Origin of the sequence: Alcanivorax nanhaiticus, from assembly GCF_000756665.1 — a bacterium.
GTDB lineage: Bacteria > Pseudomonadota > Gammaproteobacteria > Pseudomonadales > Alcanivoracaceae > Alcanivorax > Alcanivorax nanhaiticus.
On record NZ_ARXV01000007.1, the window covers coordinates 157685 to 172599 of the forward strand.

The window sequence follows — 14915 nt, forward strand, 5'->3', positions numbered from 1 at the left end:
TGCCATGCATGCCGTTATCGGCAAGGCTTCTTATTTGTCGGTTCCACTGTGGGGTTGTGGCAGGCCGTCACCCTGCAGCGTTTCCAGGAACAGGTGAATGTCGTCCGGGGTCACCTGTTGCCACTGGCGCTTGGCGAGCACCTCAGCGACTTCCTCAGACCACTCCAGCCAGGTCTCTGCCAAACGGATGCCTCGCTTGAGTGTGAGGAAAACGCCCATGAATTTTTCCAGCACGGTTGGCGGCAGGGACTCGAACACCGCCCGTTTCCGGTACAGATACTCAAGTGTATCCCGGTAATGCGCCTGTAGCTGCGTCAGCTCGGCGGCCAATACGTCCGGGTTCTGCAAATGTACTGCGGAAAGCTTGACCATAAAGCCGTCGTTAATGCGTGGAATCGGCAGTGGCTTGGCCAGCCAGGCCTGCATCGCCTGCCAGCCTGCCTGATTCAGCTGGTAGACCTTGCGAGGGGGGCGAGGGGCATTCTCCACCGTTTCGCAATCCAGCAGACCCTCCTCGTGGAGCTTGCCCAGATCCCGATAAATCTGCTGAAAGCTGGCATTCCACAAGTAACCGTAAGTGTGCTGAAAGCCTTTGACGATATCGTAGCCAGCGGCTCCGCCGCTCCCCAGATACACCAGTAAAACGTGACGCAAGGACATGGCATTCCCCTCCTGTGTGACAGCGTACGTATAATTAAACTTGATTAATACTCAACATGTTGAGTATTTTTGAGGCAGGGCGTATTCTGGCCAAAAAATACACAACGGAGGTCATCATGGAAGTGACAACCCACACCGAAGCGGTCGGGCAGGAAGGGTATCGGAGGTTAGAGAACCCGTTGATCGTGGGGCGGGGCAAACTCAGCGATCCGCGAGCGAATGCCGCCTGGGCCGAGTCCATGCTGCATTGGCATTACCAGGGTGACCCGTTGGCGGAAACGGTTGCCTTGCGCCTGCGGGAACAGGGTGCGGCACTGGGACAGCCTGCGGCCGCGGTCAGACTGTTGGCCAGGCAAGGGGATACGGCATGCCGACGTTTTCTGGAAGATATGGAGGCCGTGCCTGAGTGGGTGGACTTTGAGGTGATGCGCTGTGGTGGAGCCATGATACAGCGACACTTTCCGCACATGATTCTGGCGCTGACGTATGGTGTCTTGCCGCTAACTTTTGGGCACCCGGATGCCGCGGCCATTTTTGTAGGCACCGGGCGTCTGGAGGCCAACGTGACCCGCCGATTGAACGAATCCGCAGCCCTGTTTTTCAAGGTGAGTGATAGTGATGCCCTGGCACCCGGCGGCAGGGTATGGGAGACATGCCTGCATGTGCGGCTGGTGCATGCGCTGGTGCGCATGCGGTGTCTGGAACAGGGCTGGGATGTGCAGGCACAGGGAATGCCGGTGAGTCAGCTGGCCACGGCCGCAGGCCCAGCGTTCTTCGGGGCCCAGATGCTGGATTGCATGCGATTGCTGGGTGCCCGAATCAGTGAAGAGGAGGCAGCCGGGCATCGTCTGGTATGGCGCTATACGACCCGATTGATGGGAGTGCCGGAAACATTACTGGGACGATCTCAGCAAGAGCAGGACGATTTCGATGCGGCATTGATGAGCCAGTTTTTTGCCCCGGACGATAATGCCAGAACGGTGATGGCGGCGTTATTGAAGGGGTTGAGCAACCAGCGCCCGACCTCACGATTACCTCGTCACCTGCATGCCGCACTGTTTCGTTATCTATTGGGCGATGAGGAGGCCAATGCATTCGGCATCCCGTCGGGTCGTGACGGGAAGCGGGTGCTGTCCGTGCTTCGTAGTGGCTTGTCAGGGTATGCAGGCTTGCAACGCGTGCCCGGTATGCCCGCGGGGTTGCGTTGGCTGGGCAAGGTAATGCTGTCCCGGTTGAGTGGCGAAGGGTTGGTCAGTCCGGCGTCGGCGGGCACGGCGCATTAGCCGGATAACGGTACCGTTACTACAGGGAATAACATGAAAAAAATCACCCTCATCCTGCGGCAGTTCATCCTGGTCACGTTGCTGTGTTTTCTGGCCCCCCGGCTTATGGCCAACACACTCTGCGTTTTCAGTTTGATCGGCGCCCAGGGCGATTTATGGGAACAGATGCAAGGGTATCGTGTTGCGGCCGCCAGCTGGGGGGAGACGGTTTCCCTCAAAGTCTTCACTGATGAACGAGTGGCAGCAGAGGATTTCAAGGCCGGCTTCTGCGATGGGTTGATGATGACAGGCATCCGGGCCCGCCAGTTCGTGCCCTTTACGGGCAGCATCGATGCCATTGGCGGGATGGATTCCTATGCGGCGTTGCAGACATTGATCGAACTGCTGGCCCATCCGAAGCTGGCAGAAAGCCAGCGGCACGGAGCCTATGAAACTGCCGGCATTCTGCCGCTGGGTGCGGCGTATCTGTTTATCAACGACCGCACCATCAACAGCGTAGAAAAAATGGCGGGCCATAGCATGGCGGTGTTTGACAACGACCCTGCCCAGTCGCTGATGGCAGAGCACATCGGGGTGAGGCCGGAGCTGTCGGATATCAGTAATTTTTCATCGAAATTCAACAACGGTGTGGTGGATGTGATCGCGGCACCGGCGGTGGCCTATCGTCCCCTGGAGCTTTATCGCGGGGTAGGGGCAAAAGGCATTGTGGTCAAGATGGCCACCGCACAGCTCACCATGCAACTGGTGCTGCGCCATGAGCATTTCTCAGACGACTTTATGGCGCGTTCGCGGCGCTATTTTTCTGATCAGTTTGCGTCGGCAATGAAAGTGGTCCGTGCGGCAGAAGATGAACTGCTGTTCTTCTATCCCCCTCCTGACAAGGACCGGGAGCGTTATACCGAAATGATGAATGGGGCGCGTCTGTTCCTGATTGAGTCCGGTGTATACGACAAGGACATGATGGGGTGGATGAAAAAAGTTCGCTGCAAGGTCGATCCAGTCCGTGCGGAGTGTGGTAACGGGAGGCCCTGGTGATGCATAAGCTGCGAATGCTGATGGTGGTTTTGTTGTCGAGTTTCTCCCTTGTCGGGTATGGCGATAACGCCTCCACACAAAGCCCTGCGGATTTTGTGAAGGCGTATGAAACGGTGTTGAGGCAGCAGGATAATGGGCTATTGGCCAGCATGCTGGCGGATGATGTGACGGTGCAGGTCACCCTGTTGATGGCGGATGAGGAGCCGATGCTGATATCGCTGACCCGCGATGAATTTCTGCAGCAGCAGCGAGCATTATGGTTGTTCGCTTCTGTGCATGAATTTCACTTCGACAAGCCCGTGGTGCGCAAGGTTGCCAATGAAGGAGGCCGTACGCGCTGGCAGGTCACGGTTGAGCAACAGGAGCGCTACGAGCTGTTCCGCAGTAGCCTGAATCGCGAGAACCGCATCGCTCTGGTTCTGGAGCAGCGCGATGACGCGCTTCTCATTAAGGAGATACACACACAAAGCCGGGAGTGGTGAGTGGTTTTGTACGGCTGGGCAGAGCGCGATGCTCTGGTTATCATGCCGATACTGCTGATCTGGATAATCACCTGTGGCAAGAATACTGATAGTTGATGACGAACCCCGCATTGCGGAACCACTGATGTATGCGCTGGAGCGAGAGCATTTTTCGGTAAGCCATGTGGCGCTGGGCGAAGATGCACTTTCCCGGTTGGGCAGTGAAAAAGTGGATCTGGTGGTATTGGATGTGGGGCTGCCGGATATCAACGGCTTTGAGGTGCTAAAGCGCCTGCGTCAGACCAGTGAGGTGCCGGTGCTGTTTCTGACCGCGCGGCAGGAAGAGGTGGATCGTATTCTCGGCCTTGAGCTGGGTGGTGATGACTATGTCACCAAGCCCTTCAGCCCCCGCGAAGTGGTGGCGCGGATTCGGGCGATTCTCAAGCGTCTGGCGCCTCGGGAGCAGGATTCGCTCTGGCAGCTGGATGAGGCAGGCGCGCAGATTCTCTGCAAGGGGCAGGCGTTGTCACTGACCCGTTCCGAATACCGGATTCTGGCTGCCATGATTCAGCATCCGGGGCAGGTGTTCAGTCGTGCGCATCTTCTGGATATCTGCGACAGCGACGAAGACAGCTTTGAACGGAGCGTGGACACGCACATCAAAACCCTGCGAGCCAAGCTCAAACCCTTGCAAGCCGATGCCTTGATCGCCACCCGCCGGGGTATCGGCTACTACCTGGAAAACCCGTGAAGCTCGGTCAGAGTCTGCTGCTGTTTTATTTTCTGATTCTTGGTTTGCTGGGCTGGTTCGTACTGGACATGGTATTCAGTCAGGCCAAGCCGCTGGTGCGTCAGTCGGCGGAAGAAACCCTGGTGGATGCTGCCAACCTGCTGGCGGAAATGGTGGCAGTGGATGCGCACAATGGCCAGGTGGTGATTACCCCGCAGCTGCGTGAAGCCTTGCAGCGCTATGCGGCACGCACACCAGATGCCGAAATCTGGGGAATGAAGAAGGGTGGCATTCACACTCATGTCTATATCACCGGCCCCGATGGAGTGGTGTTGTTTGATTCTCAGGGGCGTGACGAAGGCGAAGATTTTTCTCGCTGGAACGATGTCTATCTGACCCTTCAGGGCGGCTATGGAGCGCGAACTACGCGCAACGATCCTGCCGACCCCTCTACCTCCGTTATGTATGTGGCCGCACCGATTCGGGATGACGGCAGCCTTATCGGCGTGATCAGTCTGGGTAAGCCGGGCCGCTCCATTGAACCCTTCGTGCAGCGCGCAGAACGTCACTTGATGTTGTATGGCGGTGGTGTGCTGTTGTTCTGTCTGGTATTGGGCGGCCTGCTGGCCTGGTGGTTGAGTCGCCGGGTGAATCGGCTGCGCCGTTATGCCGAAGCCGTGGCCAGCGGTGAGCGTGCTGCGCCACCGAATTTTCATGGTCGCGATGAGATCCGTGCGCTGGCCGATGCGGTGACGGCCATGCGCCGCAGGCTGGAAGATCGGGCGCGTCTGGAAGACAACGTGACCTTGTTGACCCATGAAATGAAAAGTCCGTTGGCGGCGATACGGGGCGCAGGGGAAATTCTGGCCGAGGAAATCCACGAGCCTGCCCTGCAGCGCTTCACGGATAATGTGGTCCATGAAAGTGTGCGGCTCAGTGAGCTGCTGGACCGGTTGCTGGCCATGGCCAGGCTGGAAAAGCTGGAAAGCCTGCCGGCACAAAAAATGCCGCTGGAAATGGCAGCGATGGTGTCGGAATGGCAAGCAAGCCGCTATTCGCTGTTGCAGGAAAAGTCGCTCAGGGTCGAGGTAAGTGGCGAAGACGAGACGTTGCTGGCGGAACCGGAAACGCTAAAGCTGGCGTTATTCAATCTGCTTGATAATGCGCTGCGCTTTGCTGCCCGGGAAACGGTGTTGACGGTTGCCGTCACGCCCCCATCGCTTTGCGTCATCAATACCGGGCCGCTGATCCCGGATTATGCCTTGCCCCGCGTCACAGAACGTTTTTATTCCCTTGCTGCACCAGAAGCAGAAAAAAGCTCTGGCCTTGGCTTGGCCATGGTGGAAGAAATTGCCAGCCTGCATGGCGGCACACTGCAGGTAGAAAACACCGGTGACGGGGTGGCGGTGACCCTCAATCTGCCAGCATAGCTGTGGGGAGCTGCGGTCGCCTCAGTGACGAGTCACGAGCAGCGAGTTTCGAAATTCAAAATCCTGAAGTCTGTTTTGGTTGAAGGTTTTCGCGACTCGAAACGCGTTACCCGAAACTGGCTTTCCCCACACAATCCCCACACAACCCTCCCATTGCCTCGTCATCCTTTCCCCATTAACCAAGGGGAGAGGACCCATGCGAAACAATCTTTTTCTGAAAATGCTGACCATTGCCGGCTTGATGCTGGTGTTAGTCATCCCGTTGATGATGATCCAGGGTAAGGTGAGCGACAGAAGCAATGAGGCCTGGCGGGTAAAGCATGAGATTGCACGTCAGGTTAGTGGTGAGCAGCAAATCAGTGGTCCGATGCTGGTTGTGCCACGTGTGCGTCGTTATCTGGCAGAAAAGTCAGATTGCGATGCATCAAAAGACTGCCGTATCGAACGGCACCGGCAGGTGTTGGAAAGTGCGATTCCAGACACGCTGAGCGTGGATGGCGAATTGCAAACACATATGCGTTATCGCGGGATTTATGGCACGCCTGTGTACCGCAGCCTGTTGCAACTGGAGGCGGTATTTCCGGCCAGCTGGCAGCGTGTGACGCAACCGGAACAGGTTGCCTCTTCACAGGCTCCGCTGCTGGTGATGCAGATTGCGGACTTGCGCGGTTTGGTGGAACGTCCACAAATTTTTGTGAACGATGTGCCTCAGCCTCTGGTGGAAACGGAGCAGCTTCCCTCCGGCCTTGGTGATAGCGCAGTTGCAGTGAAGTTGCCCAAGGATATTCAGGGTGCATTTACGGTAAAGGTGCGCCTTAACCTGAATGGCACAGAGTCGCTGTCTGCCTTGCCGTTGGCGAAAGAAACCCGAATGGCTCTGCGGGCAGATTGGCCTCACCCGAGTTTTGAAGGTCTGGTGCTGCCAGTTGAGAGAGAGGTGAATGCCGAAGGCTTCACAAGCCAGTGGCGTACTAACAGCCTGGCGGCAGCAAGCGCGATCCACTGCGCTCAGGGTGATGGTTTGTGTAACGAGCAAGATCAGTCGCTACGTGTGCGCCTAGTACAACCCGTCACCGGCTTGCTCTCCAGCGAGCGGGCGTTGAAGTACAGCTTTCTGATTGTCGGGCTCGCGTTCGCGGCGTTCTTCCTGTTCGAAGTGCTGCGCCGGTACCCGCTGCATGCCATGCAGTACTTGCTGGTGGGGCTGGCGCTGGCCATGTTTTATCTGCTGCTGGTGGCACTTAGCGAGCATATCGATTTTGCCTGGGCTTATCTCGCGGCGGCGTTGTCCTGCTGTGCGCTGATCGGTGTGTATCTGATGGCGGTGATGCGCTCGCCAGCGTCGGGCTGGGGATTTGCCGGCAGTTTGTTGCTGGTGCAAGGATTGATCTACGGCATTCTGATGGCGGAAGACTATGCGTTGCTGCTGGGAGCCTTGCTACTGTTCGCTGCCCTGTCTGCGGTCATGCTGGTTACCCGGAAACTGGATTGGTACGGGTTTGCTGCGGCAGGCCGGGCCAACCTGAAAGCGTCGGTCAGCAGCGAGGCAGGCTCATGAAAAAGGCCGCGCGGGTGAAATTGCATGGCTTGGTGATGCAGGCTCGTCAGCATCCTTCGCAACGCACTCTGCTGCTGAGCCAGGCCTTGCGCCTGGCTCAGCAGGCATTGGCTCGGGATGCCAATGATCGCGATGCCATGCGGGGCCTGGGGTTGTCGTGGTGGTATCTGGGGGCTCGCCGAAGGGGGCGGGCGTTGCTGAAGGCTTGCCGAACGCCGTTAACGTAAAGCCTGACGGCGGGTGACGCCAATGTGCGGTTCTATGGCGACAGCCTGGCTGTGGCTTCTGTGGTGAGATCATGAAAGGAGGTTTCGACTTGGCCTGGCTCATCGCGGCGGAACCGCACTCCCACAGCGTTGTTGCCAGCGATTAACCTTTGGTGTTCCAGCTCTCTCTCGTTTCGTCAGTCCATATTCGCACAGAAAGGCTATTTCGCAGTCGCACTCGGAGGGTATAGCAAACACCCGCTCCCACGGTGAGTGGACATCAGCGTCTGGGCGAGCTGCTGCATCTGTGGGAGCGGCGGTTCCGCCGCGAAATACCTTGCCAGGCGCTACCGCGCATCGTGGCCGAACGTCCACTCCCACAACACCCTCAAACCCCTGCCGGTCACTGAACGGCAGGGAGGCTTTGCCAGCGACGCTCCTACGGAAAGGGGGATTAAATCAGGCTTTCCCGGAAATCCGCGATGAACCAAAAAAAAACCGACCACGTTGGGGGGTCGGTTAAACGAGGGTGATGCAGATAACGATCAAAAAAAGCAAAAAGTGGCTGGGGAGGCGGAAGACTAGTCGTTCCAGCTATCCACCTTGCCGGAGCAGACCCAATCCTTGGAGGCATCGGTGACGCCAATCCAGCGATAGCGGTGTTCTCCGCTCGCCTTGTAGGTGCTCCAGCTCTTGGTGTCGCCGGCAGCAATACCTGATGCACCGCAGTCCGCATTGCCTGTGTTTCTTTCATTGCAGAAGCGGGCATAGATGCGGTGATCGCAAACATTGCGATAGGTGACGATGAACTTGCCCTCGGTGTAGGTGCTCCACTTGCTGTCCGCGACCACCATGCAGGGAGAGCCTGTCGGGGTGCGTCCATCCCAGCAGCTATCCGCATCGATAGAGGAGTCGTAATCGGCAACAGCAAGCGGTGAACACAGCAACACAACCAGTGCTATTGCCCCCTTCATCACGCCTCCCGTGCTCCGATATTCCCGATTGGCTCAGGGTAGCGAAATCGTTTGGCATCCGCGTCACCCAAATAGGGTATGCGCGAAAGGTTTCGGGAGCGTTAGTGGGTGGCGTAGGCCCGCAGGAACATTTCCACAGCTTGCTCTACATGAGGTTGCGATTCAGCGGAGGTCATGGGGTCACGGTAACCAATCATGGTGCGCATGTGCTCGCAGCCTTGCAGCAAGGCGAAGAAATTTTCCGAGCCGCGCTTGGGGTCTGGTACGTCCAGTAATCCTGCCTGATTGGCGTTGCGGATCAGGTTCTCCATGGCGGTGAGGGTACGTTGTGGCCCGGCCTCGAAGAACAGGCGCGACATTTCCGGGTCCTGCGTCGCCATGGTGCACATCAGCCGTTCCAGGGCGATCACTTCCTCGCTGTTGATCAGCCCGGAGAAAGCCAGTCCGATGCGGGTGAGGGTGGCGCGGATGGGCTGCTCAGGGTCCAGGGCGAAGATCGGTTCGGGCAAGGTGTTATGGCATTTTGCTTCTACAGCGGACGAGAACAGGGTCTCCTTGTCGCTGAAGTGGCCGTAAACCGTGAGTTTCGAGACCCCGGCCTTCTTGGCAACGGCGTCCATGCTGGTGCCGCTGAAGCCGCAAGACAGGAACAGCTGCTTGGCCGCATCGAGGATGGCGGTGCGCTTGGCGGGATCTTTCGGTCGGCCCCGGTTGGCCGTGGAGACATTGGCTGACATAATTTCAATACTGGACGGTTCAGTTTAGTAAAATTACTATACCGGTGAGTATAGCATACCGGCAAGCAGCCGGAGACGAGGGGAGTGCCATGTTGCGTTACGCGGTTATTCCGGCCCTGATGGCCGGTTTACTTGGTCTGCAGGGATGTTCTGATCCGGATCAGGAGCATCAGGAAGCGCCCAGGCCGGCGCTGGTGACACAGCCGCTGTCCTCCGGTGCCAGCCAGGATGTGTTCCCGGGTGAGGTGCGTGCCCGCTATGAGCCGGAGCTGGGTTTCCGCATTGGCGGCAAGATCAGCCAGCGTCTGGTGGACGTGGGCGATCGCGTCAGCGAGGGCGCAACGTTGGCACGTCTGGATACCGATGACGTTCGTCTCCAGCTGGATGCGGCACGCGCCCAGTTCGCGTCAGCCCAGGCCGATCACAAACTGGCCAAGAGCGAGCTGGAGCGTTACCGCGAATTGCAGGAACGACAGGTGATCAGCCGTTCCCAGTTTGATGCTGTAGAAAGCCGCTTTGACGCCAGTGCTGCGCAGTTGCGCCAGGCGGGTGCCAACCTGAAGGTGGCCCGCAACCAGGCAGATTATGCTGCGCTCAAGGCCCCTCAGGCTGGTGTTGTGGCGCAACGTCTGGCGGAAGCGGGTCAGGTTGTGTCTCCCGGCCAGCCGGTTTTTGTGTTGGCCGTGGATGGTGATCGCGAAGTGCGAATCGATCTGCCGGAACAGGATGTGGGGCGCTTTACCATTGGCATGCCGGTTGCGATCGAATTGTGGTCCCGTCCGGGGCAGTTATTTACCGGTAAATTGCGCGAGCTGTCACCTGCTGCCGACCCCCGTTCGCGCACCTTTGAAGCCCGTGTGGCGTTTGACAATGACGCGGTGGGCGCTGAGTTGGGTCAGTCTGCACGGGTATTCGCCCAGGCGGCCACCAGCGAAACCTTGAGCATTCCCCTCTCGGCTCTCACTGCAGAGCAGGAAGAAACCTACGTGTGGGTGGTAGACCCGGCGAGCGCTACCTTGAAGAAAACGCCGGTGGAAGTCGGTCCCTACCAGGAACAGGTGGTGCCCGTGTTGGCCGGTTTGCGCGCCAGCGACTGGGTGGTGGCAGCAGGAACGCATCTACTGCGCGAAGGCCAGCCGGTGATTCCGGTGGATCGCAGTAACCGCCAGGTAGAACTGACCCAGGTTCCCATGGATGTGGCCACCGAGGCGAAACGCCCCGTTGAGGCTCCCGCCGAGCAGCCTGAATAAGGAGCGCCGCCATGTCTTTCAATCTGTCCGAATGGGCGCTGAAGAACCGGGCGCTGGTGCTCTACGCCATGATTCTGCTCGGTGCCATGGGGGCGATCTCCTACGCTAATCTGGGGCAAAGTGAAGATCCGCCGTTCACCTTCAAGGTGATGACCATCAATACTCTGTGGCCCGGTGCCAGTGCTGAGGATGTTTCCCGGCAGATCACCGAGCGCATCGAAAAGAAATTGATGGAAACCGGTGACTTCGAGCACATTCAATCCTATTCACGGCCGGGCCAATCACTGGTCATGTTTATGGCCCGTGATGAAATGCGCTCGGCCGAAATCGGTGAGCTCTGGTATCAGGTGCGCAAGAAAGTGGGGGACATTCGCCATACCCTGCCTCGTGATGCACTCGGTCCTTTCTTCAATGATGAATTTGGTACCACCTTCGGCAATATTTATGCGCTAAGTGGCCAAGGGTTTGACTACGCCATCATGAAAGATTACGCCGACCGCCTGCAACTGGCGCTGCAACGGGTGCAGGATGTGGGCAAGGTGGAGTTGATCGGGCTGCAAGACGAAAAAATCTGGATCGAAATTTCCAATACCAAGCTGGCTTCACTGGGCATCCCCCTGGTGACCGTGCAGCAGGCGCTGGAATCCCAGAATGCGGTAGCCGATGCCGGTTTTTTTGAAACACCAACGGACCGGGTGCGCCTGCGGGTGTCGGGTGAATTCAACAGCGTAGATGACATTCGCAGTTTTCCGATCCAGGTGGAAAACCGCACCCTGCGGCTGGATGACATTGCCAATGTGTTCCGCGGTTTCAGTGATCCGCAACAACCGCGTATGCGCTTCATGGGTGAAGATGCCATTGGCATTGCGGTCTCCATGAAAGAAGGCGGTGACATTCTCAAACTGGGTGAAAACCTGGACAAGGCCTTTACCGAATTACAGAAAAGTCTGCCGGTGGGCATGGAGCTGCGTAAGGTATCTGACCAGCCGGCAGCGGTAGAAGCTGGCGTGGGCGAATTTGTTAAGGTACTCATGGAGGCGCTGGTCATCGTGCTGCTGGTGAGCTTCTTCTCCCTGGGTTGGCGCACCGGCATGGTGGTGGCATTGTCGATTCCGCTAGTGCTGGCCATGACCTTTGCGGCCATGAAATATTTCGATATTGGCCTGCACAAGATTTCCCTCGGTGCCTTGGTACTGGCGCTGGGGCTGATGGTGGATGATGCCATCATTGCCGTGGAAATGATGGCCATCAAGATGGAGCAGGGCTTCAGCCGTCTCAAGGCGGCGGGTTTCGCCTGGACCAGCACCGCCTTTCCCATGCTCACGGGTACCTTGATCACTGCAGCCGGCTTTTTGCCTATCGCTACTGCGGAATCCAGCACCGGTGAATACACTCGATCCATTTTCCAGGTAGTCACTATTTCGTTGCTGGCGTCGTGGGTAGCGGCGGTGGTCTTCGTCCCCTATCTCGGTGACAAGCTGTTGCCGTCGCTGGCTCGCCGCAATGATGAAGGTGAAGTGCACGACCCTTACGAAAAACCGTTCTACCAGAAAGTGCGTCGTTGGGTGGAATGGTGCGTACGTTATCGCAAGACGGTAATCGCCCTGACGGTGGGGATCTTCATCTTTTCCGTGTTTCTTTTCCGCTTTGTGCCACAGCAATTCTTCCCGGCCTCAGGTCGCCTGGAATTGATCGTGGACATGAAACTGGAAGAAGGCGCGTCGCTGACCGCGACCCAGGAACTGGCCATGCGGCTTGAAGAGCATCTGGAAGAAAATCCACTGATCGAAAGTTATGTCGGCTACATGGGTAGCGGTACCCCGCGTTTCTATCTCTCACTGGATCAGAAGCTGCCGGCTGCCTCTCAAGCGCAGTTCGTGATTCTGGCGCGCAATGTGGAAGAACGAGAGGAAATTCGTAGTTGGTTGATTGATCTCACCAATAAAGAATTCCCCACTGTGCGCACCCGGGTATCGCGTCTGGAAAACGGGCCGCCGGTGGGGTATCCGCTGCAGTTCCGCGTTTCCGGCGAACACATTCCAGAAGTGCGAGCGTTGGCCCGCCGGGTAGCCGAGAAAGTGCGCGCCAACCCTCATGCCATGAATGTGCATCTGGATTGGGAAGAGCCCAGCAAAGTGATTCGCCTCAATATTGATCAAAACCGGGCGAGGGCACTGGGAATTTCCACGGCAGATTTGTCGGTGGCGCTACAGGCCAGCATTTCCGGTGTGGCGGTGAGTCAGTACCGGGAAGATAACGAACTGATCAACGTGGAAGTACGCGGTGACCGCCACGAACGTCAAGCATTGGGCTTGCTGGGTAACCTGGCCGTGCAGACCGAGAATGGCCGGGTGCCGCTGAACCAGATTGCTACCCTGGAGTATGGTTTCGAGGAAGGCATCATCTGGCATCGTGATCGTTTGCCAACGGTAACCATTCGTGCGGATATTTCGGATGAGGCGCTGCCTGCCACGCTGGTGAATCAGATCATGCCGACACTGGCAGACGTTCAGGCAGACTTGCCGCCGGGCTATCTGCTGGAAGTGGGCGGTACAGTGGAAGAATCCGCCCGTGGCCAGAAATCCGTGAATGCCGGGATGCCGCTGTTTGTGTTGGTGGTGATTACCTTGCTGATGCTGCAGCTACGCAGTATGCCGCTGTCGTTGATGGTGTTCGTGACCGCGCCGCTGGGCTTGATCGGTGTCACCTTGTTCCTGCTGCTGTTCCAGAAGCCCTTCGGGTTTGTGGCCATGCTGGGCACCATTGCCCTGGCGGGCATGATCATGCGAAATGCGGTGATTCTGGTGGATCAGATTGGCCAGGATATGGAGCAAGGTCTCACTGCATGGGATGCGATCATCGAATCCACCGTGCGTCGCTTCCGTCCCATCGTACTCACGGCGCTCACCGCCGTGCTGGCCATGATTCCACTGTCGCGCAGTGTGTTCTTCGGTCCCATGGCGGTAGCGATCATGGGCGGCTTGATCGTTGCCACCGCCCTGACCTTACTGTTCCTGCCCGCGCTCTACGCGGCCTGGTTCCGGGTGAAGGAAGAGCACGCACCCACCTCCTGACAAACGCAGAGTCTGCCGGAACCCTCCGGCCTTCCCCTTGCCCCGGCCTCTTTGCCGGGGCTTTTTTTTGCTTATCGCGGCGGAGCCGCCGCGAAAAGATAGCAGGAGCACAGCTTGCCTGGCCGATCCGAGTGAAGCGTTTCGAGTTATGAGTAACGAGTTTCGAAAACCAAGAACCCATGAAACCGTGCACCGGGTTTTGCCTTTCGCAACTCGAAACTCGTCACTCGTATCTGGCTTTCAATCTCGCCCAGGCAAGCTGGGCTCATGCAGAGGGGGCTACAGGGTCATAAAATCCGCAAACGGACCGGTAATTTCATAGGTAATTCCAAAGCCATTACCCCCACCAAACAGATCACTGCCGCGCTGGGAACTGAAATACAACCGGGTGCCATCCGGGCTGAATGCGGGGCCGGTGATTTCGGAATCATCCTGGCCGGTGACCTGAATTAACGGTGCCACCTCGCCTTGTTTATCAATGACGACAATCTGCATATCGCCACCGTCTTCTGCCACCAGTACATCGCCACCGCCAGACACGGTGAGATTGTCCACGCCGGTGAGGATCGGATTGGCGGCGGTAGCGGCATCGTAAATCACCGTCAGCTGGTTCAGGTTGGTGTCCAGCTGCCAGACCTTGTTATCGCCTTTTGTAGTGAAGTACACCTGGCCGTGGCTGTACCAGCAGCCCTCGCCGCCATCGAAGGCGGTGCTTTGAGGTAATTGTTCACGAGTCGGGGTTTGCAGCAGACGCGGGTTGGGGTTGGGGACATCCAGCCAGCTCACATAGCCCTGTTCGTCCACGGCGGCGGCTTGCAGGACGCCTTCATCCAGATTCAGCGAGCCGTCCTGGTTGACGCCCGCGGGGATGAATCGGTAGAAGCGGCCATCGCCTTCATCTTCAGTGAGGTAGACCATATTGAAGACCGGGTCGACGGCGGCGGCCTCATGTTTGAAGTAACCCAGTCCGCGGCGCAATTGTGCCGCTTTTTGGCCGAGGGGATCGCACTCATAGACCCGGCCGAAATCGGTTTCTTCACAGGATAACCAGGTATGCCATGGCGTCAGGCCGCCGGCGCAGTTCAGGTTGGTGCCGCCAAGAATGCGGTAGGCATCATTCACTGAACCATCCGCATGAAAACGAATGGCACCGGCGCCGCCCCCCAGCAGACTGATCGTCTCACTGTTGGAAACATACACCCAGCCGCCATCGTCCGTGGCAAAGGTGGCGCCACCGTCCGGGTAGCTGTGCCAGTGGTAACGAGTGCGGTTCCAGAAGCTGCGGCGTACGCGTTGGCCGGCGGCCGCCACGATACGGGAAGAGAACCCTTGAGGAAGACGAATGCCATTGCTGTCGGGTGCCTGCAGAGGGCCCACCTCGGTGAGAGTACGGGCGGAAAGTGGCTGGCTGATGGCCAGCAGACTGGGGCCCACGGCCAATACCGCGAGGCCACGGGAGCCCTGTTTCAGCAGGTCACGACGGGATAGCGTTGTCTTCTGGGACATTTTCCCTTCCT

At 57.9% G+C, this 14915-nt stretch carries 13 protein-coding genes; 9 read left to right on the forward strand and 4 right to left on the reverse strand.

Annotated elements, in window-relative coordinates:
• Nucleotides 1-30: 30 nt before the first annotated feature.
• Nucleotides 31-660: a PadR family transcriptional regulator gene (locus tag Y5S_RS10560; RefSeq protein WP_035232849.1), complete on the reverse strand. Its 630-nt coding sequence runs from the start codon at nucleotides 658-660 to the stop codon at nucleotides 31-33.
• A gap of 116 nt (nucleotides 661-776) precedes the next feature.
• Here Y5S_RS10560 and Y5S_RS10565 point away from each other — a divergent pair, with 116 nt between their 5' ends.
• The 7 genes from Y5S_RS10565 (at nucleotide 777) to Y5S_RS10595 (ending at nucleotide 7384) form a co-directional block, all read left to right on the forward strand.
• Complete coding sequence (locus Y5S_RS10565; RefSeq protein WP_197055135.1) at nucleotides 777-1943, forward strand: oxygenase MpaB family protein; 1167 nt, start codon at nucleotides 777-779, stop codon at nucleotides 1941-1943.
• 33 nt (nucleotides 1944-1976) lie between these two features.
• Complete coding sequence (locus Y5S_RS10570; protein WP_035232852.1) at nucleotides 1977-2978, forward strand: putative solute-binding protein; 1002 nt, start codon at nucleotides 1977-1979, stop codon at nucleotides 2976-2978.
• A complete protein-coding gene (locus tag Y5S_RS10575; RefSeq protein WP_035232854.1) occupies nucleotides 2978-3460 on the forward strand; it encodes a hypothetical protein in 483 nt (160 codons plus the stop codon). Before Y5S_RS10570 ends, Y5S_RS10575 begins: the two co-directional genes overlap by 1 nt.
• 73 nt (nucleotides 3461-3533) lie before the next feature.
• Nucleotides 3534-4190: a two-component system response regulator CreB gene (gene creB / locus Y5S_RS10580; RefSeq protein WP_035232856.1), complete on the forward strand. Its 657-nt coding sequence runs from the start codon at nucleotides 3534-3536 to the stop codon at nucleotides 4188-4190.
• Nucleotides 4187-5599, forward strand: a complete 1413-nt coding sequence (creC, locus tag Y5S_RS10585) for a two-component system sensor histidine kinase CreC (protein ID WP_035232858.1) — start codon at nucleotides 4187-4189, stop codon at nucleotides 5597-5599. The genes creB and creC overlap by 4 nt, the downstream gene beginning before the upstream one ends.
• A gap of 196 nt (nucleotides 5600-5795) precedes the next feature.
• Nucleotides 5796-7157: a cell envelope integrity protein CreD gene (gene creD / locus Y5S_RS10590; protein ID WP_035232859.1), complete on the forward strand. Its 1362-nt coding sequence runs from the start codon at nucleotides 5796-5798 to the stop codon at nucleotides 7155-7157.
• Nucleotides 7154-7384 carry a hypothetical protein gene (locus tag Y5S_RS10595; protein WP_035232860.1) on the forward strand — a complete coding sequence of 77 codons (231 nt, stop codon included), beginning with the start codon at nucleotides 7154-7156 and terminating at the stop codon, nucleotides 7382-7384. The genes creD and Y5S_RS10595 overlap by 4 nt, the downstream gene beginning before the upstream one ends.
• Nucleotides 7385-7944: 560 nt before the next feature.
• Here Y5S_RS10595 and Y5S_RS10600 read toward each other — a convergent pair.
• Nucleotides 7945-8337: a hypothetical protein gene (locus tag Y5S_RS10600; protein ID WP_035232861.1), complete on the reverse strand. Its 393-nt coding sequence runs from the start codon at nucleotides 8335-8337 to the stop codon at nucleotides 7945-7947.
• A 101-nt stretch (nucleotides 8338-8438) separates the two neighbouring features.
• Nucleotides 8439-9074, reverse strand: a complete 636-nt coding sequence (locus tag Y5S_RS10605; protein WP_035232862.1) for a TetR/AcrR family transcriptional regulator — start codon at nucleotides 9072-9074, stop codon at nucleotides 8439-8441.
• Between the two features lie 89 nt (nucleotides 9075-9163).
• Between Y5S_RS10605 and Y5S_RS10610 the strand changes: the two genes are divergently transcribed.
• Nucleotides 9164-10324, forward strand: coding sequence for an efflux RND transporter periplasmic adaptor subunit (locus Y5S_RS10610; protein WP_035232863.1), 1161 nt, complete (start codon nucleotides 9164-9166; stop codon nucleotides 10322-10324).
• Between the two features lie 11 nt (nucleotides 10325-10335).
• Nucleotides 10336-13398 (forward strand): efflux RND transporter permease subunit, encoded by a 3063-nt coding sequence (locus tag Y5S_RS10615; protein ID WP_035232864.1) that lies wholly within the window; start codon nucleotides 10336-10338, stop codon nucleotides 13396-13398.
• A 279-nt stretch (nucleotides 13399-13677) separates the two neighbouring features.
• On the opposite strand, the gene Y5S_RS10620 is transcribed toward Y5S_RS10615, so the two are convergent.
• Nucleotides 13678-14904: an alkaline phosphatase PhoX gene (locus Y5S_RS10620; RefSeq protein WP_035232865.1), complete on the reverse strand. Its 1227-nt coding sequence runs from the start codon at nucleotides 14902-14904 to the stop codon at nucleotides 13678-13680.
• Between the last annotated feature and the right edge of the window lie 11 nt (nucleotides 14905-14915).